Genomic DNA, 18,772 nt, shown 5'->3' with positions numbered 1-18,772 from the left:
CACCCCGCCCTTGTCGAACCAAAGGTCGGGGTGACGGGCACAGGTCAGATGACCAGATTGACCAGACGATCGGGCACCACGATCACCTTCTTGGGGGTGGCGCCATCCAGCGTGCGAACGACGTTCGGCGCGGCCAGCGCCAGCTTTTCCAGCTCGTCCTTCGGCGTGCCCTTGGGGACGGTGATGGTGTCGCGCAGCTTGCCCATCACCTGGCAGGCGATGGTCACTTCATCCTCGACCAGCAGTGCCGGATCGACCGCCGGCCAGGCGGCTTCGGCGATCAGGCCCGGCTGCGCCATCTCGGCCCAGCCCTCTTCGGCCAGATGCGGGGTCATCGGCGCGACCAGCAGCGCCAGCGCGCGGATCGCCGCGGTGCGGCTGGCCGACGGCTTGGCCTTCTCGATCGCGTTCACCAACTCATAGATCTTGGCGACGGCCTTGTTGAAGCCCAGCGCCTCGATATCCTTGGCGACACCGTCGATCGTCTGGTGCAGCTTGCGGTCGAGCGCCTTGTCCTGGCCTTCCGCCGCCGCATCGGCTTCGCCGAACAGGCGCCAGACGCGGTTGACGAAGCGCCAGCTGCCCTCGATGCCGGCCTCGGTCCAGGGCAGGTCGCGCTCGGGCGGGCTGTCCGACAGCATGAACCAGCGCACGGCGTCGGCACCATATTGTTCGATGATGTCATCGGGATCGACGACATTCTTCTTCGACTTGGACATCTTCTCGACGCGGCCGACCGTGACCGGCGCCCCGCTCTCGATATGGATATAGTCGTCGCCGGACTTCTTGATTTCCTGCGGCGACAGCCAGCTGCCATCGCCAGCCTTGTAGGTCTCATGCGTCACCATGCCCTGGGTGAACAGGCCGGTGAAGGGCTCGGCAAAGCCCAGCTGGCCCATATGCTGCAGCGCGCGGGTCCAGAAACGGGCATAGAGAAGATGCAGGATCGCATGTTCCACGCCACCAATATATTGGCCGACCGGCAGCCACTGCTCGACGGTCGCACGATCGAACGGCTTGTCGTCGGGCTGGCTGGCGAAGCGGATGAAATACCAGCTCGAATCCGCGAAGGTGTCGAGCGTGTCGGTCTCGCGCCGCGCCGCCTTGCCGCAGGACGGGCAATCGACATGCTTCCAGCTCGGGTGACGATCCAGCGGATTGCCGGGAATGTCGAAGGTCACATCCTCAGGCAGCTTCACCGGCAGCTGGTCCTTGGGCACGCCCACCACACCACAATCATCGCAATGGATGACCGGGATCGGGGTGCCCCAGTAACGCTGGCGCGACACGCCCCAGTCGCGCAGACGGAACACGGTCTTGCCCGCCCCCCAGCCTTCGCCCTCGGCGCGGGCGATGACGGCGGCCTTGGCGGCTTCGACTGCCATGCCATCCAGGAAGCGCGAGTTCACCAGATTGCCGGGGCCGGTATAGGCCTCGTCATGGATCGGCTTGTCGGCTTCGCCGTCCAATGCGACGACGCGCTCGACCGGCAGCATATATTTGCGCGCGAAGTCGAGGTCGCGCTGGTCATGTGCGGGCACGCCCATGACGGCGCCGGTGCCATAGTCCATCAGCACGAAATTGGCGATGAAGACGGGCAGGTGCCAATCGGGATCGAACGGATGCGCGACCGTCAGGCCGGTGTCGAAGCCCAGCTTCTCCGCCGTTTCCAGCTCGGCGGCGGTGGTGCCGCCTTCCTTGCACTTCTCGATGAAGGCAACCGCGTCGGGGTTGTTCGCGGCGACGGCCTGCGCGACCGGATGGTCGGCCGCGATCGCGACGAAGCTGGCGCCGAAGATGGTGTCGGGACGGGTCGAATAGACTTCGATTTCGCTGTCGAACGGCGCGACCGGCTTGAAGCTGAACTGCAGGCCGACTGACTTGCCGATCCAGTTTTCCTGCATCAGCCGCACCTTGTCGGGCCACTGGTCGAGCGTCTGGAGGCCCCCCAACAGATCATCGGCGAACTGCGTGATCTTGAGGAACCACTGGTTGAGCTTGCGCTTCTCGACCAGCGCGCCCGAACGCCAGCCGCGCCCATCGATCACCTGCTCGTTCGCCAGCACGGTCATGTCGACCGGATCCCAGTTGACCTGGCTTTCCTTGCGATAGAGCAGGCCGGATTCCAGCATATCCAGGAACAGCGCCTGTTCATGGCCATAATAGTCCGGCTCGCAGGTCGCGAGTTCGCGGCTCCAGTCGATCGCGAAACCCAGCTTCTTCAGCTGCGCGCGCATATTGGCGATGTTGGACCGGGTCCATTCGCCCGGATGCACCTTCTTTTCCATCGCCGCATTTTCGGCCGGCATGCCGAACGCGTCCCAGCCCATCGGATGCAGCACTTCATGGCCGGTCATCCGGCGGAAGCGCGCCAGCACGTCGCCCATCGAGTAGTTGCGGACATGACCGATATGGATGCGCCCCGACGGATAGGGGAACATCTCCAGCACGTAGCTGCGCGGCTTCGTCGAGGCATCGTCCGCCTTGAAGCTCTGCTTCTCGTCCCAGACGGCCTGCCAGCGGGCGTCGGCCTCCAGCGGGTTGAAGCGCCTTTGCATGTCATGTCCTTACAAATGCAAGCGGGCTGGGCTCTGTAAAAGCCCAGCCCCGATGGTTTGAAAACAGGGCGTTACCGTATCAGTCGCGCCCGAAAGGGGTGGTTCAGCCGATCGCCATGCGGCGCAGGTCGCGCGCCTTGGTCAGGATGATCTCTTCCAGCTTCTGCACCGTCGCGGCCTGCACCGGGGCATCGACCCACTGGCCATTCTGGTTGACCTGGCGGCTGGCGGCCACGCGCAGCGCGTCGGCGCGCAGATCCTGGTCCAGGATCGACACGGTGACCTTCATCCGTTCACTCGGCGTGTTGGGATTGGTATACCAGTCGGTGACGATGACGCCGCCGTTGGAATCGGTCTGCACCATCGGCATGAAGGACAGCGTGTCCAGGCTGGCGCGCCACAGATAGGCGTTGACGCCGATGGTGGTGACCTTCGACGCGGCCAGATCGGCCTTGGGCCGTTCCTTCGCGCCGCCCCCGCATGCGGCAAGCGGCAGGAGCGCAGCCAGCAGAAGACCGGAGGAAAGGGTAACGGGAAGGCGACGGACCATCAGGCATGTCCTAGCTTGAAAAAGACGAAAAACGCCCCGCTTCTATAGTCGACGCGCGCCATTGGGCAAGGGGGCGCGCGGGTCCGACACGCCACGGATCGTCGCAACCCGTCCTCGGAGTCTGTGTGCTCTGTGCAACAGCTCAGACAAAAAGCGGATAGCGCCTCTGGTCAATGGCGCTTTTTGGTGTCTAATGCGTCTTGAAAAATAACCGGTGGGGAAGAGATTCGAATCATGCGCGTGAAACGGGGACATTTGGCATTGGCAGGCTCGGCGATCGCCGTCGCTGGCTTCATGCTGTCGCCCGCTTTTGGCGCCGCAACCGATCTCGTCCGCATGCGTGAAGAAGCTCCTGTGTCGCTTGGCGCGCTGGGCAGCATTTCCTCCTTCACCCCCACGACCAAGGATTCGCGTCTGGCTGCGGCCTATGCGAAGATCGCCGCCTCGGCCGGTCGCCAGAATTTCCGTTTCACGCCGACCAGCGGTTCGCTCAGCGGCCAGCGGTCGATCACCGTCATGGTGCGCGCCAGCGACGTCGATCGCGTTGCCGCCAACCGCTCGGTGGTCCCGGTCAACATCGCACCCGTCAGCTTCAGCCTGAACGGCGAGCATGGCTGGCGCAAGTTCGCCCTGCCGGAAAATACCGGCCGCAAGGCGCTGGACCCGGTTCCGGTCGAAACCATGGTCGATGCGAAGAATTTCTCGCTGGATGACGGCAAGAAGGATCGCTTCAGCACCAAGGTGCTGCTGGAAAGCCGCCGCGAGCCGACGGCGACCGTCCGCAACCCGAGTGCGGACAAGGATTATTCGCTGGATCTGGCCAGCTCCTATTCGCTGACCCGCAACCTGAACGTGACGGCGGGCATCCGCTACAACAACAGCGTTGCCGGCCGCCTGACCCCGATGACCGACGAGCGTCAGGACAACCAGGCCGTCTATCTGGGCACCATCTTCAAATTCTGATCGCCTGAAAAGGCAGGGATACGCATGATCGGCATCGCCTGATGCCGATCGCTTCAACGCGTCAGCAATAGCTGCCGCCACCCTTGGCGCAGAGCATGACCGGCTCCGTCTCTATCAGGCGCAATGACTGCACCATGTCGGCGGTGCCCTGCTTATATTTCAGGAAATGCGGTGTCTTGAGATGCGCCTGATAGGCCGCGTCGCTGGCATAGACTTCCAGCAGGCGGATGCTGGCCGGCTTTCCGGCGATCGCCACCGCCGACAGCGACAGCACGCCCGGCTCCTGCGCCACCGATGCGGCAATCTCCTCGCGCAGATAGGCCTTATAGTCCTCGATGTGCGCCGGATCGATCTCCAGCTCCGCGATCCGCACGATCGGCTTGTCCGGCGCGGCCTGCGCCTTGGCCTGTCGCCCGGCCCCGACGCCCAGCATGAAGGCGGCCAGCGTCAATGCGCCCATCGCCGCCTTAGTCCTGCGCATCGTCGAACAGCTTGCGGGCGATCCCCAGCGCCGTCATCGCCGGCGGCCAGCCGGCATAGAAGGCCAGATGGGTGATGGTCGCGATGATCTCCTCGCGCGTCAACCCATTGTCCAGTGCCCGCTGCAGGTGAAAGGGCAGCTCATTGCCGCGATAGAGCGAGATGAGGCTGGTGATGGTGATCAGGCTGCGGTCGCGCGGCGTCAGTGCCGGATCGGCCCAGACTTCGCCGAACAGGGTCTTGTCGGTCATTTCCGCCAGATGAGGCGCCAGATCGCCAAAGGATCGGCGCGCGTCAGTGGGTTCGGTCATGTCGGGTCTCCGCAAAATGGACGGCGTCGCCCAAGCCTAGCCGACTTATCCACAGGCTATTAGGCCCGCATCCGCGCTAGGCCCCATGACCCCAATTCATATATGGTCGGTCAGTCCGTCGATCGCCGCCCAGCCCACCGCGCCGATTCCGCGCAGCATATGCCGGTGCTTTGCCCTGACCCCGCCCAGCGCCATCACCGGCGCCTTCGCCTGCCGCGCAAGCGCCGCAAAGCCGATCCGCCCCAGCGCCCCGGCACCAGGATGCGACCGGGTCAGGAACAGCGGCGAAAGGAAGACCAGGTCAGCCGACCGTGCCGCTGCGACCTCCCGCCGGTCATGCGCCGCCTGGCTGTGGATAAGTCTGTGGAAATTTTTCACCCCATCCCGCCCATGCCAGCCATCCGCGCGCCAGGCGGCGGCCGTCCGCGTGTCCCCCGCCAGCATCAGCACCAGTCGCCGGCGCCGCGCAATCGCCCGCAATGCCTCGAACAGCGCGCGCCGTTTCACCGCTTCGGTACGATAATGGCGAAAGACGATTCCCGCCCGCCCGCGTGGCAGGCGCGCCGCCGCCGCCAGCAACGACGCATCCTCCACCCGCTCATCGGTCATCAGCCATAGGCCGGGCAGCTTTTTGCGGTGGCGGGCGTGCATGGCCATCGCCTATAGCAGCCGCCATGACCACCGACATCCCCGAAGCTGCGGCCCGCCTCGCCACCCTGCGCGACCAGATCGACCGCGCCGCCCGCCTGACCCAGCGCAGTGCCGACGACATCAATCTGATCGCCGTGTCCAAGACCCAGCCAGCCGAAGCGATCCTTCCGCTGATCCACGCCGGCCAGCGCGTCTTCGGCGAAAACCGCGTCCAGGAAAGCCAGGACAAATGGCCGGCCCTGCGCGAACAATTCTCGGATCTGACCCTGCATCTGGTCGGCCAGTTGCAGTCGAACAAGGCCGCCGATGCCGTCGCCCTGTTCGACGTCATCCATTCGCTCGATCGCCTCTCGCTGCTGACCGCGCTCGCCAAGGCAATGGACGCCGCGGGCAAGCGCCTGCCCTGCTTCATCCAGGTGAATATCGGCGCCGAGGAACAGAAGGGCGGCTGCCCGATCGCCGATGTGCCGGCTCTGATTGCCGCCGCGCGCGACGCCGACATCCCCTTGCTCGGCCTGATGTGCGTGCCCCCGGCCGATGTCGAACCCGCCCCCTATTTCGCCCTGCTCGCGAAAATGGCGCGGGAAGAGGGCCTCCCGCGCCTGTCGATGGGCATGTCGGGCGATTTCGAAACCGCCCTGATGCTGGGCGCCACCGACATTCGCGTCGGCACCGCCCTGTTCGGCGAACGTGCCCCCGTCAGCCGCCCCGTCCCCCGGAGCGGCCTGGGGATGATCAGAAACGCCCCCGCAAGGTAATGCCATAGGTGCGGGGTTCGGCCAGATAGGCGGAGATGAGCTGGTTCGCCATCGGCGCGCCCTGCACGAACTGACCGGTGGTCGATGTCGCCGGGCTGCTCGACTGGAGCGGGCTGCTGAAGGCGACCTGGGTATAATCCTGGTTGAAGATATTCTGGCCCCAGAATTCGACCGCCCAGCGCTGATCCTTGCCCCGCAGGCCGACGCGCGCATTGAACACCGCAAAGCCGTCCTGCGCCTTTTCCGGGAACAGGTCGGACCCGGTATTATAGTCGCTCATCATGCGGCCATCGATGTAGAAGAGCGCGGACAGGCCGTTCGACCCGATATCGGGGGTCCAGGCCATGCTCGCGGTCGTCACCAGCTGCGGCGCATTGCTGTTGATCGATCCCGGCAACAGGAACAGCGCCGGATCGAGCGGCACGCTGCCATCGCCGCTGCCGACCAGTCGCTTGGCGAATTTCGCCCGTGCGTAGGTCAGGCCACCGGTCAGGCGGAAATGGCGCACCGGTGAAGCGGTCAGTTCCAGTTCCACGCCCTGGCTAATCAGCCCCGGTCCGACATCGCCGGAATCGCAGGTCCGCGCCGCCGACAGGGCACTGTCACAGCCATTGATATTCTGCACGACGAAGCTAGTTCCGTTGAAGGTGTTCAGCTGGAAATTCTTGAACTCCTGACGGAAGGCCGCGATGTTCGCGCTCCATTTCGGCTGGGTATATTTGAAGCCGATTTCAAAGGCATCGACCTTCTCTGCGGCAAAGCGCAGGCTCGTCACATCGGCATTGGTGCGCGGCGCATAGACCGCCGGCACCGTGTTCAGGCCGGTCGATCCCAGCTGGAAGCGGTCGAGGTTGAAGCCGCCCGCCTTATAGCCCTTGGAATAGCTGCCATAGACCAGCATCTCGTCGATCGGCTTCCACGACAGCACCGCCGTGCCGCTGAACTCGCCGTCGCTGATCTTGTCGTTGAGGTCGAGCGCATTGAGCGTGGTCGAGCCATTGCCAAGGCAGCCGAGCGTCAGGATGCCGCCCGCCAGCGCCGCCGCGCTGCCCAGCGACGCATTGGTCGCCAGCGTCGGCAGCGAAGAGGCCTGCAACGCCGCGCAGGTCGCGTTGTTGTTATTGAAATCCGAAGAAAATTTCTTCGATTCATGCGTGTAGCGCAGGCCCAGGGTCAGATCGAGCCGCTTGGTGATGTGGATGATATTATGGGTGAAGAGCGCCCAATTCTCGCTCTTCTGGCGATAGATGGAGGCAACGTCGCCGGTGCCTTCCGGGATTGCCGCCAGCGCGCGCAGGCCATTGCCGAGGCCGGTGGAGATCGCCCCCGCCTGCGCCGCCGCAACGCCGGCCGGCAACCCGGCATTGATCAGCGCGGCGGTCAGGCCGGCATTGAGGTTCGCCTGCGTGCCGCCGATCAGCGCCGAAGTGGCAAGACCGCTGCCGCAGGCCGCCAGTTGCGCCGCTGTGAAGTTGCTGTTGACGCCCGCGCCCGCCATCAGGCGGCAGGCAGCAAAGCGGCCATAGTCGGCGCCAAAGCGGATATTATCCTCCAGCGTCAGCTTCTCATTGGCGTAATAGCCACCCACCAGCCAGTCGAGCGCCTCGTTGAAGGCCGAACCCTGCGCCCGCAATTCCTGGGTGAAGGTCTTGAACTGGCGATAGGTGTTGGGATCGCGATAGAGAAGGTCGGCGCCCGAATAGTCATAATCGCCATAGTCGCGGGATTTATAGTCGCGATAGGCGGTGATGCTGGTCAGTTTCGCGCCGCCCAGATCATAGTTGATCTCGCCCGACACGCCCCAATCCTTGAGCTTGCTGACATAGTCGCGCCCTTCGGTGATGGTCAGCTCGCGATCATAGGGATCGGCGGGGAAGACGCTGCCCTGCCCGGCCAGGATCGCGCCGATGCGGTTGAACGGCGCCGTGCTATAGCCGCCGCCGGTCGCCGGCCGCCGTTCGCGCGTCTCGACATAGGCCGCGCCGCAACAGCTTTCGTCGCGATTGGTATAATCGCCGATCAGCCGGATCGACAGGGCATCGCTGGGTTCGATCAGTGCCTGACCACGCAGGAAATAACGGTCGCGGTCATTGGTATCGCCAACCTTGTTGCCGCTGGCATCGACCAGATCGTAGAAACCGTCGCGCTTCGACCAGACGCCGTCCAGGCTCAGCGCGATCCCCTTGGCGATCGGGCCGGTGATGCGCCCGGCCAGGCGCCAATAATCATAATTGCCGTAGGTCGCCTCGGCCATGCCGCCCAGGGTGAATTCCGGCGCCTTGCTGACGATGTTGATCAGGCCGGCCGACGCGTTGCGGCCGAACAACGTGCCCTGCGGCCCGCGCAGCACCTCGACCCGCTCGATCTCGCCCAGATCATTGAGGCCCGCGCCGGTGCGCGAACGATAGACGCCGTCGATGAACACCGCGACCGAGCTTTCCAGGCCAGGATTGTCGCCGACCGTGCCGATGCCGCGAATGCGGGCCGAACCATTGGCCTCGGTCCCGGTCGAGGATACCAGCAGGGACGGCGCCAGCTGATTGAGCGCGCGAATATCATTGGCGCCGCTATTCTGCATCGCCTGCTGGCCGACCGCCGATACCGCGATCGGCACGTCGGACAACGGGCTGGCGCGGCGGGTCGCGGTAACGATGATGTCGACGCTTTCGGTGTCCACTGCCGCCTGCGGCGCGGCATCCTGGGCATGGGCAAGCGGCATGGCGCCCACCAGCGCGACGGCACCGGCGGACAGCAGCCAAAGGCTCTTGTGCATCATGATGTGCATCCTCTCCTGGCCCGCCTGGCTTTTTGCCGGGTCGGGACTATGCGCGATTATGCTGCCACAGTCGGAATAACGCAATATATCGCGTGATTCCGGGCTTTTTCCGCAGTTGCGTGATGATGGCAGCATGACCCTGTTGCCTAGCAGCAACAATTTAACGCCCGGTTTCCGTAGCGTTTGCTTACGTCAGCGGAAAGCGCAGCAATCGGTTGGAAACGGGTATCAACGCCATTGCACCCGGTCCGACGGCCTTTTGTATCTCGCCATGGCCCGCATCCAGCCCACCGGTCAGCGCGCCGAGCGCCGGCAGGATCAGCTTGGTCGGCGATCCGACGAAGCAGCGGCGCGATACATGCCGGCCGCGCAGCGACAGGCGCAGCTTGGGGTGGAAATGGCCCGATATCTCCGGCCGGGGGTCGGCCGGGTCGGCTTCATGTCGCAGCCAGACGCCGTCCACCTCCGCCTCGACCGCGCGGCGTCCGCCCGGCATCTGCGCCACGCCGACGTCATGATTGCCAGTTATCCACAGCCAGTCGAGCCGTTCGGTCAGCGCCTGCAATCGCGCCCGCGCCCGCGGGTCCAGCCGCGCCGCGCCATCGGCATCGTGGAAACTGTCACCCAGCGACCAGATCGCCCGCGCGCCGGTGCGCGCCACCAGCGCCTCGATCATGTCCAGCGTCGCCGCGCTGTCGTGCGGCGGCAGGAACTGGCCGAAGCGCGCATACCAGCTCGCCTTCTCGAAATGCAGGTCGGCCACCAGCAGCGCGCCCTGCGCCGGCCAGAACAAAGCCGCCTCCGGCAAAGCCAGGAAATCATGACCTGCGAACGAAAGGGGAACCATCACCCGGCTATGCGCCCTCTTCGCCCGGCTTTCAAGTATGCGCGCCAGCGCCTATAGGGCTCCCATGTTCACCGTCGCAGCCCTCTACCGTTTCGCCACCTTCGCCGACCCGCAGGCAACTGCTGCCGACCTGCGCGCGCTGTGCGCCGATCTTGGCACCTGCGGCACGCTGATCCTGGCGCGCGAGGGCATTAATGGCACGGTCGCGGGCACGGCCGACGCGATCGAGCGGCTGGTCGCCCATATCCGCGCCCTGCCCGGCTGCGCCGACGTCGACGTCAAATATGCGACCGCCGACAGCGCGCCCTTCGGCAAGATGAAGGTCAAGGTGAAGGCGGAGATCGTGACCCTGGGCGCGGGCGACCTGGACCCCGCCCATCAAGCCGGCGTGCATCTCGATCCCGCGGACTGGAACGCGCTGATCGCCGATCCCGACACCGTCATCATCGACACCCGCAACGCCTATGAGGTGGCAGTCGGCACGTTCGAGAATGCGATCGACCCGGCCACCCGCTCCTTCCGCGAATTTCCCGCCTGGTTCGACGATTTCGCCGCCAAGCTGCGCGATGAAGGCCGCAGCCCCAAGATCGCGATGTTCTGCACCGGCGGCATTCGCTGCGAAAAATCGACCGCGCTGGTCAAGGCGCGCGGCTTTGACGAGGTCTATCACCTCAAGGGCGGCATCCTGCGCTATCTGGAGGAAATGCCGCAAGCGCAGAGCCGCTGGCAGGGCGACTGCTATGTCTTCGACGAGCGGGTCGCGGTCGGCCATGGCCTGAAACAGGGCCATTATGCCACCTGCAGCGCCTGCGGCCTGCCCTATCCGCGTGATACCGACCATGACTGCCCCGGCGGCGACGCCGACGGCGCCTGGCCGCATCGGGGCTAATCCGCGCTTTCCACCAGTTCGACCATCTCGAACTGATAGGATGTCCATCCTCGCATCCGCGCGCCATCGGGCGCGGCGGCGCGCTTCTTCTTCGCCTCGGCCAGCGAACGGGTGTGGCCCCAGAACACTTCGGTCTTGCCATTTTCCAGTATGGCGACGATCCGCCAATAATGGGTGAAGGGGTCGGCGGTCGGCCCGATCTTCTTCACATAGCCGTCCGGCATGGTGGCGGTCAGATAGCGTTTCCGGCGCGCCATCGGTTCAGGCCTGATAGCGGTGCAGGCCCGCCCCATGCGCCTTCAGCCAGGCACGCGCCGGGCGCGGATCCTCGCCATAGATGCGGGCATGGGCCGCGTGGAAGGCCGGGCTATGGTCCATGTGCAGCAGATGCGCCAGTTCATGCGCCACGGTCGATCGCCGCACCCAGGCCGGCGCCAGGATCAGCCGCCAGCTATAGCGGATCGCCCCGGTCGATGTGCAACTGCCCCAACGGCTGCGCGTGTCGCCGGTGCCGACCGAGGCGACGATCAGGCCATGATCCTGCGCCATCGCCAGCGTCTCCGCCTCCAGGACCGCCTTGGCCCGTGTCCTCAGCCAGCGCAGCACCCGCGCACCGACCGATTCCGCCGCCCCGCCCAGGATCAGCCGGTCGTCCTCCAGCCGGATCGTGCGGGTCGCCCCTGCAAGCCAGCAGATGCGCACCTCGCGCCCCTCCAGCGGGAAGGTCGCGCCGTCACCCAGCAGCGTCACCGCCGGCGTCACCGCCATCTGCGCCCGGACCCAATCCTCATGCCCCTGCGCCCAACCCAGCGCGCGCTTGAGGTTCGCCCGCGCCGGCAGCGACAGCCGCAATTCACCGCGCAGCCCGTCGATCGTCAGCTTGTAGGCGCGCGCCCGCGCCGACCGGCGCACCCGCACCGGCATGGCGACGCCATCGATCAGTATTTCTGCCTCAGAGCTCTCGGTCGACAAGATGATGTTCCCAATCGCCGGCATCGGCCTCCGCCACGGTCCAGCCGCGCACAGATTCCTTGGCCCGATGCACCGCCTCGCGATCGCCGCAGACCAGATAATGCCAGTCGGGTAGCGGCAGGCCGGCCTCGCGCAGCCGATAGGCGCAGGTGCGCGGCAGCCAGTTGATCTGCTTCACCTTGGCCGGGGTCAGTCGCACACAATCGGGCACGAACCGCCGCCGGTCGGGATAGTTGGTGCATTGGCCGCTATGCCGGTCGAGCAGGCGACAGGCGACATTGGTCGGATAGATGCGGCCCGTGTCCTCATCTTCCGCCTTGTGCAGGCAGCATTTGCCGCAACCGTCGCACAGCGCTTCCCATTCGGCGCGGTTCAGCTTGTCGAGGGGCTTGTCCCAGAAGTCCAAATGTCACTTGACCCATTTTTCGAGAAAGGCGCGCACGATATCGGGTGCGCCCTCGTCCACGTCCGGCGTGCCCGGATCATCCACCGGCACCAGTGCGATCGGCTTGCCGTCCGGCCCGAACAGATAGGGCGTGCGGCTATGGCTGACCAGATAGTCGCTCGCCCCTTCCGGCTTTTCCGCATTGTAGAGGACGACGAAGTCCTTGGCCACCTTCGCGATCTGCTCCGGCGTGCCGGTCAGGCCGACGAGGCGCGGGTGGAAGGCCGCGACATAGGTTTTCAGTACCGCCGGCGTGTCCCGCTTGGGATCGACGCTGATGAAGATCGGCTGCACCTTCGCGGCGCGGGCGGGTGCTGCCTTCTCGAAGGCGCTGAACGCCTGCATGATCCGCTGCAGATCGACCGGGCAGACATCCGGGCAATAGGTGTAGCCGAAATAGACGATCCGATACTGGCCCTTATAATCGTCCCAATGCACGGTCTTGCCGTCCTGGTCGGTCAGGGTGAAGGGCGCGCCGATGCGCGCACCGACCAGATTGCCCTGTTCGCTCTCGCCGCTTGATGCGTTGCCACCAGCCCCCATATTGCATGCCGTCAGCAAGGCCAGAAGCGGCAGGGCGAGCGAGATCAGCGCTTTGTTCATGGTGTCGCCTGCCATGCCTTGCTATGGGCCGATTTGCAAATCGAACGGGGCGCGCGACGATGAAGATTGGGATGAAGAGCGGACTTTCCACCTGGCTGTTTCTGGCGCGGCCTGCCGCCATCACCCTGGCACTGATGGCCCCGGTTGCGGCCCAGGCCCAGTTTTCCAACAATTACAACTTCCTCAAGGCGGTGAAGGACGCTGACGGCGACAAGGCGACCGAACTGCTGCAGAAGCCCGGTTCGACCGTCATCAACAGCCGTGACGTCACCACCGGCGAAACCGCGCTGCACATCGTCATCGGCCGCCGCGACACGACATGGCTCAACTTCATGCTGTCGAAGGGCGCCAATCCGAACCTTGCCGACAATAATGGCACCACGCCGCTGCTGCTCGCCGTGCAGAACCGGTACGAGGAAGGCGTGCGCCTGCTGCTCGCCCGCGGTGCCCAGGTCGACAAGACCAATGGCAGCGGCGAGACCGCATTGATCCGCGCGGTGCAACTGCGCGACATCGGCCTGGTCCGCCTGCTGGTGGCGCAGGGCGCCAATGCGGACAAGCGCGACACCATCGCCGGCATGTCTGCCCGCGACTATGCCGAGCGCGACAGCCGCACCCCCGGCCTGGTCGAAGCGCTCGATTCCGCCAAGGCCAACGCCGCAGCGCCCAAGGGCCCGGTCCAGGGTCCGGTTTTCTGAAACATTGGGTGGCCGTGCTTAGCCCGCGGCCACTTCCTCATCAGTCCACCAGCGGATATGCTTCGCTTCGCCACTGGCTTCGACAATCGCCTCTAGGGCATCAGCCAGCCTTTCCACCGGCTCAATGGTGCTTATGCGACGAAACCAACGTCTCACAAAGGGCCGTGAAGGTTCGATGAAACAAAGCACACCGTCAGGATATTCCAGATAGTGGCCGCATCCGATCCACAGTGAGAAGGCCTCATGCGCGATCGGAACGCACCAGCCCCAATCCTCCTGAATGATCGGCTGGGCTTGAAAGCCATAATGAGGCAGGTGTTCGGCCAGAACCTGGGCAATGGCCGCCCCATCGTCTGCATAAACTGCCGATCGAAATTCCAGATGCGAGCGCATCTACCATCCTTTTCTGATATTACCAGCCCAGTTCCGCCGCATAATCCGGGTCCGCCAGCGCCGACAGGCGGCGGGCCGCGCGGCGGGCGAAGCGCAGCGTCTCTGCCTTGCGCCGGGCGGCGGCCAGCGGCTCGAACGGCGCGGCGCGCACCAGTTCGGCATCATATTGGTCCGCGACGATCAGGCCGGTGCGGGCCGGCCACAGCGCCTCGCTGTCGAACAGGCTGGTGTCGAAGCCCGATGGCACCGCCCAGAAATAGCGGTCGCAATAGTCGAAATAATCCGGCCATTTCATGTCGCCCAGCAGATCCGCCCGGCTGCACTTGATCTCGACGATGGTCAGGCGCCCGGCAGTGTCGATCGCCATGATGTCGGCCCGCCGGCCATTGGGCAGCGGCACTTCCAATATGCCGTTCATGTCATGGCGGTGGAACAGGCGCAGCGTGCCGCGCGCAACTGCCAGCGCGGTCCCGTCGGTCAGCGGTGAACAGCGATCGGCGTCTTGGGCGGCGTCTTGGATGGTCATGGCACCAAACTAGAACAGGAAGGGAACAAAAGAAAAGACCGATTCGGACATGGGGTCCGAACCGGCCTTCAAAAGGGCGTCACTGTCGCGCGGTGAGCGCGGATCAGCGATAGAAGACGTGATTGTCGATCGACGCCAGCTTGGTCTTGCCCCAGCCCGGCGACACGCGGCGGGCATGGAAGAACAGTGCGCCTTCGGCCTGGCTGTCCCAGCTGTCGTCCAGGGCGATCTGCGCGATCGCGACGGCCTCGCGCCAGGAATCGCTGGCGATGTTGATCGGCGGCATGCCGTGACCACGCACGAAGCTGAACTGGCTCGGCTGATAGATGACGCCGCACAGGCTGCTGGCGAAGCGGCCCGACTTGGCGCGGTTGATGATGACGCGGGCAACGGCCAGCTGGCCCTCCAGCGTTTCACCCTTGGATTCGAAATAGACTGCACCGGCCAGGCACTTCATGTCGCCTTCGACATCCTCGGGAGCGCCTTGCGCATCAACCAGGGCTGCCAGGGTCTCGGCCTTGGGCTCGATATCGGTCGAAAAATTGCTGCCAGCCTTGGAGCCGGAATCCAGCGACTGCGCGACTTCTTGCGGCGCAGCAAAAACGACGGCGGGCTTGGTGCCGACCGTGGGTGCGCTAGTCAGCGCGGCGGTTTCCGGAAGAGAAACCGTGGACAGGGAGGCCTCGCTGGCACTCGACATGTCCGACGCCGTAACAGCCGCAGCGGCCGACAGCGTAAATGCCGCGATGATCGCGGCCTTCAGACGAAAACTCATTATTGCTCAAAATCGTGCGGTTATTGGCCAGAAACGTCGATTGTAACCGATATTCTGTGACGTTCGGCCGCCCCCCGTCTGCGTGTTTACCGGCCCGCCCCCCATGGACGAATGCAGGCAACCTGCGCGTTCAGCGTCGGCCGCCATTGCCCGCGCGCGTGCAAGGAGTCAACGATCAGCAGATCGTTTCAGCGGCGAACCGTTCCGCATCCGCGATATCAAGCTCCACTAGCCACAGGTCGGGGTCCGATCTGCGCCGGCGTTCGGCATAGGCGGCGAACGCCTCCGGCCCCTCTTCCGCAGGGGGTCCACAGCGCATCAATGCATGGCCGCCGCGAAAGTTCGATACCCGTTCGAAAATTGCGGATTCCCGCCCCTTGTCCATCACCTGGACCAGGATGACACCGCTCATCTGATCGCCCTTGGCCAATATCATGGCAAAGCCGCCGGCGGCATTCACCCGCTTCACCAGCGCGCCGACCAGCATCGCGCTGGTCAGCCGCGCGGCCGGGCTGTCCTCAGCCATGATATCCCGGCAGCGATGACAGCGGAATCTGCGATCGCATGAAGGTGCCGGTGCCCCGGCCCACCTCTTCCCCGTCCGAATCGAGGATGCTCGCCTCGGCGACATAGACGCGGCGCTTGCCGCTGATCCAGCGCCCCTCGGCGCGCAGCTTTCCGGGACCGATCGGCCGGGTGAACAGCAGGTTGAAGGCGGTGGTCAGCAGGAAACGATCGCTGACCAGACTGTTGGCGGCATAAAAGGCCGCATCGTCCAGCATCTTGAAATAGACGGTGCCATGCACCGCGCCGGCGGCATGGAAATGCCGCTCGTCGACCTCGAAATCGATCACCGACCGGCCGGGTTCCGGCACGCGCAGGGTCGACAGGAACAGGTCGTTGATCGGCGCGCTGTTGTAGAGATGCTCCAGCGCGCGAAAATGCGCCGCCTCGCCACTGGCGAGCGCGGCGGCCTCAGGCGGCGTCACGCGCCTCACCACCGGCCAGCAGCGCATGCAGCGCCTCGGCCGACTTGGCACCGCGCAGGCGCGTCACCTGCGCCTCGTCGCGCAGATAGCGGGATACACGCGCCAGCGTCTTCAAATGCTCGGCACCGCTGTCCTGCGGCGACAGCAGCGCGAACACGACATCGACCGGCGCATCATCAACCGCGTCGAACGGCGCCGGCGGATCGAGCAGCACGACCACGCCGCACATGCGATCGAGGCCCGGCAGCTTGGCATGGGGAATGGCAACGCCGCCACCGAAGCCGGTAGAGCCCAGACGCTCGCGCTCCAGCAACGCATCGGCGGCCGCTTCGGCATCCACTCCATAGGATTGCGCCGCCAGAGCCGCGATCTTCTGGAACAGCATCTTCTTGCCGTTCACCGTCACCTCGGTGGCCAGCGCGTCCGGCGAGACAATATCGTTGAAATGCACCATTTTACTTCCGGGGGCAGCCGAGGCGCGCCCAGCCTGTCGAAAAAAATGCGCGTTGCTCGGAGAAACTAAAGCCCGGCCCCATAGGCCGCCTGCACCCGGAGGTCAACAGGCGGCCCGGCTTGGCAGGGGGTCAGCCGCGCGGCTCGACCCAGCCGATCGTGCCGTCCTGACGGCGATAGACCATATTATAGGCCGACGTGCCGGCATTGAGGAACAGCAGCGCATTGGTGTTGCGCAGGTCCAGCATCATCACCGCATCGGACACGCTGGCCTCGGGAATGTCGACCCGTGTTTCGGCGACGATCAGGGGCGCGTCGGCCACTTCGGCCTCCTCGTCGGCGGCACCGGCGAAGATGGTATAGCCCGCGCCGTCGATATCATCGACGCTATAGCCATTGGCGCGCTGCGCCTCGGCAGCGGCGGCCTGGATGCTGCGGTCCTTCAGGCGGCGCATATAGCGGCGCAGTTGCTTCTCGATCCGGTCCGATGCCTGGTCGAAGGCGGGATGCGCCTCCTGCGCCTCGCCGGCGCCCTTCAGGATCAGGCCGGTCATCACATGGCAGACGATATCACAATGGAAGGCGCCATGCGGGGCCGGTCGGAAGGTCACCTGGGCGGAAATCGTGCGGGAGAAATATTTCTCGGCTATCGCTTCCAGCCGGTCGCTGACGTGCTGCTTGAGCGCCTCGCCCGTCTCGACCTGATGCCCGGAAACACGGATATCCATATGCCTTCTCCTTATTCTTGCCGGGACGCCGGATCAGCGGCCCGGTTGGCACGTGGCAAACGCCGGCAGGTTCAGGCCGGCGGCGCCTCCTCGAGCCAGAGCGGCTTATCCAGCTTCGCGACGAAAGCAGCATGCCTCTCCAGCTCCTCCGCGCTCGCCGTGAAGACGCGCGCGGGACGAACAGGGCGAACAACGGCGGTTTCCGTCAGTTCCACCCTGACGATCTCTTTCTCTTCCTCCTGTGCAAGACCCAGGCCGATCTGACGACCGCCGGTCAATTCGACATAGAGCTGCGCCAGCAGTTCGGCGTCGAGCAGCGCGCCATGCTTGACGCGGTGGCTGCGGTCGATGCCGTACCGGGTGCAGAGCGCGTCCAGGCTGTGCTTGGCGCCGGGATGCAGGGTGCGGGCGATTGCGACCGTGTCGATCATCCGGTCCATCGACACGGCGTCGCGCGCGCACAGCTTCAATTCGTGATTGAGGAATCCGAAGTCGAAGCGCGCATTATGCGCGACCAGCGGGCTGTCCTCCAGGAAATCCATCAGTTCGGCCACGCCCTCGCGGAACAAAGGCTTGTCCGACAGGAACTGGCTCGACAGGCCATGCACCGCCTCGGCGGCGGAGGGCATGTCGCGCTGTGGATTATAATAGGCGTGGAAGGTGCGGCCGGTCGGCACGCGATTGATAAGCTCTATGCACCCGATTTCGACCAGCCGATCGCCGGATGCCGGATCAAATCCCGTCGTTTCGGTGTCGAAAATGATCTCGCGCATCGCCCTTTTGAACCGACTCTCTATGACTCTACTTATCTGCCTGTCCGGGCGCCAAGGCAAGCGACCAGACGCCTGACCTGTGCCCGGGTTGCGGCAAATGTCGTACCCGTGTTGATGATATAGTCCGCCCTTAGCCGCTTTTCAGCATCGGGCAGCTGCAAGTGCAGGATTCTACGAAATTTTGCTACCGTCATGCCCGGCCGGGCCAGCACCCGCCGCCGCTGTTTCCAGGCGGGCGCACTGACGACGATGATGCCCGCCATGCGCCGGTGGCCGCCCGTCTCGAACAGCAAGGGCACGTCCAGGATCACGAATTGGCGCGACCGATGGCGTTTGAGGAATCGCCGACGCGACTCGCCCACGGCGGGATGGACGATCGCCTCCAGCGCCTTCAATTCGGCGGGATGACCGAACACCGCCGCGCCCAGCTTCGCCCGGTCGACGCCCTGCGGCCCGGTGGTGCCGGGAAAGCGCGCCTCGATCGCCGGGATCAGCCGGCCGCCCGGCCCCTGCAGCCGATGCACCTCGGCATCGGCATCGAACACCGGCACGCCCTCGCGGCGAAACATCGCCGCGACCGCCGACTTGCCCATGCCGATCGAGCCGGTGAGGCCGTAAATCTTCACCCCGTCGC

24 protein-coding genes are annotated in these 18,772 nt (G+C 64.9%); 4 read left to right on the top strand and 20 right to left on the bottom strand.

The annotated features are described in order from the left end of the window. Positions 1 to 44 precede the first annotated feature (44 nt). Together leuS and AC0KVN_RS20290 are read right to left on the bottom strand one after the other, a co-directional pair. The gene (gene leuS / locus AC0KVN_RS20295; protein WP_435567865.1) at positions 45 to 2,558 is read right to left on the bottom strand and encodes a leucine--tRNA ligase; all 2,514 of its coding nucleotides are present in this window, start codon (positions 2,556 to 2,558) and stop codon (positions 45 to 47) included. A gap of 103 nt (positions 2,559 to 2,661) precedes the next feature. Continuing rightward, entirely contained in the window at positions 2,662 to 3,108 is a 447-nt protein-coding gene (locus AC0KVN_RS20290) for a DUF3576 domain-containing protein (RefSeq protein ID WP_004209178.1), read from the bottom strand. A 234-nt stretch (positions 3,109 to 3,342) separates the two neighbouring features. Between AC0KVN_RS20290 and AC0KVN_RS20285 the strand changes: the two genes are divergently transcribed. Then, positions 3,343 to 4,071, top strand: coding sequence for a hypothetical protein (locus AC0KVN_RS20285; protein WP_004209179.1), 729 nt, complete (start codon positions 3,343 to 3,345; stop codon positions 4,069 to 4,071). A 61-nt stretch (positions 4,072 to 4,132) separates the two neighbouring features. Here AC0KVN_RS20285 and AC0KVN_RS20280 read toward each other — a convergent pair whose 3' ends face one another. The 3 genes from AC0KVN_RS20280 to AC0KVN_RS20270 form a co-directional block, all read right to left on the bottom strand. Then, on the bottom strand, positions 4,133 to 4,552 hold the full coding sequence (locus AC0KVN_RS20280; RefSeq protein ID WP_435567866.1) for a putative quinol monooxygenase: 420 nt from the start codon (positions 4,550 to 4,552) through the stop codon (positions 4,133 to 4,135). Continuing rightward, positions 4,539 to 4,862, bottom strand: a complete 324-nt coding sequence (locus AC0KVN_RS20275) for a carboxymuconolactone decarboxylase family protein (RefSeq protein WP_367349648.1) — start codon at positions 4,860 to 4,862, stop codon at positions 4,539 to 4,541. The genes AC0KVN_RS20280 and AC0KVN_RS20275 overlap by 14 nt, the downstream gene beginning before the upstream one ends. 96 nt (positions 4,863 to 4,958) lie before the next feature. After that, positions 4,959 to 5,513: a thiamine phosphate synthase gene (locus AC0KVN_RS20270; protein WP_435567867.1), complete on the bottom strand. Its 555-nt coding sequence runs from the start codon at positions 5,511 to 5,513 to the stop codon at positions 4,959 to 4,961. 23 nt (positions 5,514 to 5,536) lie between these two features. Between AC0KVN_RS20270 and AC0KVN_RS20265 the strand changes: the two genes are divergently transcribed. Beyond that, the gene (locus tag AC0KVN_RS20265) at positions 5,537 to 6,271 is read left to right on the top strand and encodes a YggS family pyridoxal phosphate-dependent enzyme (RefSeq protein WP_125986557.1); all 735 of its coding nucleotides are present in this window, start codon (positions 5,537 to 5,539) and stop codon (positions 6,269 to 6,271) included. Here AC0KVN_RS20265 and AC0KVN_RS20260 read toward each other — a convergent pair. Continuing rightward, positions 6,249 to 9,044, bottom strand: coding sequence for a TonB-dependent receptor (locus tag AC0KVN_RS20260; protein WP_169863386.1), 2,796 nt, complete (start codon positions 9,042 to 9,044; stop codon positions 6,249 to 6,251). The genes AC0KVN_RS20265 and AC0KVN_RS20260 overlap by 23 nt on opposite strands. A 190-nt stretch (positions 9,045 to 9,234) precedes the next feature. Further along, a complete protein-coding gene (gene pdeM / locus AC0KVN_RS20255; RefSeq protein ID WP_435567906.1) occupies positions 9,235 to 9,894 on the bottom strand; it encodes a ligase-associated DNA damage response endonuclease PdeM in 660 nt (219 codons plus the stop codon). A gap of 64 nt (positions 9,895 to 9,958) precedes the next feature. Here pdeM and trhO point away from each other — a divergent pair, with 64 nt between their 5' ends. Next, positions 9,959 to 10,783, top strand: a complete 825-nt coding sequence (trhO, locus tag AC0KVN_RS20250; RefSeq protein ID WP_313228626.1) for an oxygen-dependent tRNA uridine(34) hydroxylase TrhO — start codon at positions 9,959 to 9,961, stop codon at positions 10,781 to 10,783. On the opposite strand, the gene AC0KVN_RS20245 is transcribed toward trhO, so the two are convergent. Genes AC0KVN_RS20245 through AC0KVN_RS20230 form a run of 4 tightly spaced genes read right to left on the bottom strand, consistent with a single transcriptional unit; the run spans position 10,780 to position 12,818 of the window. Beyond that, entirely contained in the window at positions 10,780 to 11,040 is a 261-nt protein-coding gene (locus tag AC0KVN_RS20245; protein WP_004209188.1) for a hypothetical protein, read from the bottom strand. The genes trhO and AC0KVN_RS20245 overlap by 4 nt on opposite strands. A gap of 4 nt (positions 11,041 to 11,044) precedes the next feature. Continuing rightward, positions 11,045 to 11,779: a M48 family metallopeptidase gene (locus AC0KVN_RS20240; RefSeq protein ID WP_416341362.1), complete on the bottom strand. Its 735-nt coding sequence runs from the start codon at positions 11,777 to 11,779 to the stop codon at positions 11,045 to 11,047. Then, entirely contained in the window at positions 11,736 to 12,161 is a 426-nt protein-coding gene (locus AC0KVN_RS20235) for a YcgN family cysteine cluster protein (RefSeq protein WP_435567868.1), read from the bottom strand. Before AC0KVN_RS20235 ends, AC0KVN_RS20240 begins: the two co-directional genes overlap by 44 nt. A 3-nt stretch (positions 12,162 to 12,164) precedes the next feature. Further along, positions 12,165 to 12,818, bottom strand: a complete 654-nt coding sequence (locus tag AC0KVN_RS20230; RefSeq protein ID WP_278394512.1) for an SCO family protein — start codon at positions 12,816 to 12,818, stop codon at positions 12,165 to 12,167. Between the two features lie 44 nt (positions 12,819 to 12,862). Here AC0KVN_RS20230 and AC0KVN_RS20225 point away from each other — a divergent pair, with 44 nt between their 5' ends. After that, positions 12,863 to 13,501 carry an ankyrin repeat domain-containing protein gene (locus AC0KVN_RS20225; protein ID WP_037519366.1) on the top strand — a complete coding sequence of 213 codons (639 nt, stop codon included), beginning with the start codon at positions 12,863 to 12,865 and terminating at the stop codon, positions 13,499 to 13,501. A gap of 18 nt (positions 13,502 to 13,519) precedes the next feature. Here AC0KVN_RS20225 and AC0KVN_RS20220 read toward each other — a convergent pair whose 3' ends face one another. The 9 genes from AC0KVN_RS20220 to coaE all read right to left on the bottom strand — a co-directional run bounded on the left by AC0KVN_RS20220 (position 13,520) and on the right by coaE (position 18,764). After that, on the bottom strand, positions 13,520 to 13,894 hold the full coding sequence (locus tag AC0KVN_RS20220) for a hypothetical protein (RefSeq protein ID WP_270091771.1): 375 nt from the start codon (positions 13,892 to 13,894) through the stop codon (positions 13,520 to 13,522). A gap of 19 nt (positions 13,895 to 13,913) precedes the next feature. Next, positions 13,914 to 14,420: an MmcB family DNA repair protein gene (locus AC0KVN_RS20215; RefSeq protein WP_435567869.1), complete on the bottom strand. Its 507-nt coding sequence runs from the start codon at positions 14,418 to 14,420 to the stop codon at positions 13,914 to 13,916. Between the two features lie 103 nt (positions 14,421 to 14,523). Next, on the bottom strand, positions 14,524 to 15,195 hold the full coding sequence (locus AC0KVN_RS20210) for a cell wall hydrolase (RefSeq protein ID WP_435567870.1): 672 nt from the start codon (positions 15,193 to 15,195) through the stop codon (positions 14,524 to 14,526). Between the two features lie 175 nt (positions 15,196 to 15,370). After that, entirely contained in the window at positions 15,371 to 15,721 is a 351-nt protein-coding gene (locus AC0KVN_RS20205) for a DUF1491 family protein (protein ID WP_037508905.1), read from the bottom strand. Next, entirely contained in the window at positions 15,714 to 16,211 is a 498-nt protein-coding gene (locus tag AC0KVN_RS20200; protein ID WP_004209196.1) for a PaaI family thioesterase, read from the bottom strand. Before AC0KVN_RS20200 ends, AC0KVN_RS20205 begins: the two co-directional genes overlap by 8 nt. After that, positions 16,171 to 16,638 (bottom strand): PTS sugar transporter subunit IIA, encoded by a 468-nt coding sequence (locus tag AC0KVN_RS20195; RefSeq protein WP_010335784.1) that lies wholly within the window; start codon positions 16,636 to 16,638, stop codon positions 16,171 to 16,173. The genes AC0KVN_RS20200 and AC0KVN_RS20195 overlap by 41 nt, the downstream gene beginning before the upstream one ends. A 130-nt stretch (positions 16,639 to 16,768) precedes the next feature. Further along, on the bottom strand, positions 16,769 to 17,365 hold the full coding sequence (gene hpf / locus AC0KVN_RS20190; RefSeq protein WP_004209198.1) for a ribosome hibernation-promoting factor, HPF/YfiA family: 597 nt from the start codon (positions 17,363 to 17,365) through the stop codon (positions 16,769 to 16,771). Positions 17,366 to 17,436: 71 nt separating this feature from the next. Then, positions 17,437 to 18,138: a DNA polymerase III subunit epsilon gene (dnaQ, locus tag AC0KVN_RS20185; protein ID WP_004209199.1), complete on the bottom strand. Its 702-nt coding sequence runs from the start codon at positions 18,136 to 18,138 to the stop codon at positions 17,437 to 17,439. A gap of 32 nt (positions 18,139 to 18,170) precedes the next feature. Beyond that, positions 18,171 to 18,764, bottom strand: coding sequence for a dephospho-CoA kinase (gene coaE, locus AC0KVN_RS20180; RefSeq protein ID WP_037508908.1), 594 nt, complete (start codon positions 18,762 to 18,764; stop codon positions 18,171 to 18,173). Positions 18,765 to 18,772 lie beyond the last annotated feature (8 nt).

Source organism: Sphingobium sp. SG1, from assembly GCF_057063145.1.
This window is presented reverse-complemented; position numbering and strand designations above follow the sequence as displayed.

Coding starts and splice junctions, on each gene's coding strand:
- leuS (WP_435567865.1), bottom strand. CDS start 2,558: ATGCAAAGGCGCTTCAACCCGCTGGAGGCCGACGCCCGCTGGCAGGCC.
- AC0KVN_RS20290 (WP_004209178.1), bottom strand. CDS start 3,108: ATGGTCCGTCGCCTTCCCGTTACCCTTTCCTCCGGTCTTCTGCTGGCT.
- AC0KVN_RS20285 (WP_004209179.1), top strand. CDS start 3,343: ATGCGCGTGAAACGGGGACATTTGGCATTGGCAGGCTCGGCGATCGCC.
- AC0KVN_RS20280 (WP_435567866.1), bottom strand. CDS start 4,552: ATGCGCAGGACTAAGGCGGCGATGGGCGCATTGACGCTGGCCGCCTTC.
- AC0KVN_RS20275 (WP_367349648.1), bottom strand. CDS start 4,862: ATGACCGAACCCACTGACGCGCGCCGATCCTTTGGCGATCTGGCGCCT.
- AC0KVN_RS20270 (WP_435567867.1), bottom strand. CDS start 5,513: ATGCACGCCCGCCACCGCAAAAAGCTGCCCGGCCTATGGCTGATGACC.
- AC0KVN_RS20265 (WP_125986557.1), top strand. CDS start 5,537: ATGACCACCGACATCCCCGAAGCTGCGGCCCGCCTCGCCACCCTGCGC.
- AC0KVN_RS20260 (WP_169863386.1), bottom strand. CDS start 9,044: ATGCACAAGAGCCTTTGGCTGCTGTCCGCCGGTGCCGTCGCGCTGGTG.
- pdeM (WP_435567906.1), bottom strand. CDS start 9,894: ATGGTTCCCCTTTCGTTCGCAGGTCATGATTTCCTGGCTTTGCCGGAG.
- trhO (WP_313228626.1), top strand. CDS start 9,959: ATGTTCACCGTCGCAGCCCTCTACCGTTTCGCCACCTTCGCCGACCCG.
- AC0KVN_RS20245 (WP_004209188.1), bottom strand. CDS start 11,040: ATGGCGCGCCGGAAACGCTATCTGACCGCCACCATGCCGGACGGCTAT.
- AC0KVN_RS20240 (WP_416341362.1), bottom strand. CDS start 11,779: ATGCCGGCGATTGGGAACATCATCTTGTCGACCGAGAGCTCTGAGGCA.
- AC0KVN_RS20230 (WP_278394512.1), bottom strand. CDS start 12,818: ATGGCAGGCGACACCATGAACAAAGCGCTGATCTCGCTCGCCCTGCCG.
- AC0KVN_RS20225 (WP_037519366.1), top strand. CDS start 12,863: ATGAAGATTGGGATGAAGAGCGGACTTTCCACCTGGCTGTTTCTGGCG.
- AC0KVN_RS20220 (WP_270091771.1), bottom strand. CDS start 13,894: ATGCGCTCGCATCTGGAATTTCGATCGGCAGTTTATGCAGACGATGGG.
- AC0KVN_RS20215 (WP_435567869.1), bottom strand. CDS start 14,420: ATGACCATCCAAGACGCCGCCCAAGACGCCGATCGCTGTTCACCGCTG.
- AC0KVN_RS20210 (WP_435567870.1), bottom strand. CDS start 15,195: ATGAGTTTTCGTCTGAAGGCCGCGATCATCGCGGCATTTACGCTGTCG.
- AC0KVN_RS20205 (WP_037508905.1), bottom strand. CDS start 15,721: ATGGCTGAGGACAGCCCGGCCGCGCGGCTGACCAGCGCGATGCTGGTC.
- AC0KVN_RS20200 (WP_004209196.1), bottom strand. CDS start 16,211: ATGCGCTGCTGGCCGGTGGTGAGGCGCGTGACGCCGCCTGAGGCCGCC.
- AC0KVN_RS20195 (WP_010335784.1), bottom strand. CDS start 16,638: ATGGTGCATTTCAACGATATTGTCTCGCCGGACGCGCTGGCCACCGAG.
- hpf (WP_004209198.1), bottom strand. CDS start 17,365: ATGGATATCCGTGTTTCCGGGCATCAGGTCGAGACGGGCGAGGCGCTC.
- dnaQ (WP_004209199.1), bottom strand. CDS start 18,138: ATGCGCGAGATCATTTTCGACACCGAAACGACGGGATTTGATCCGGCA.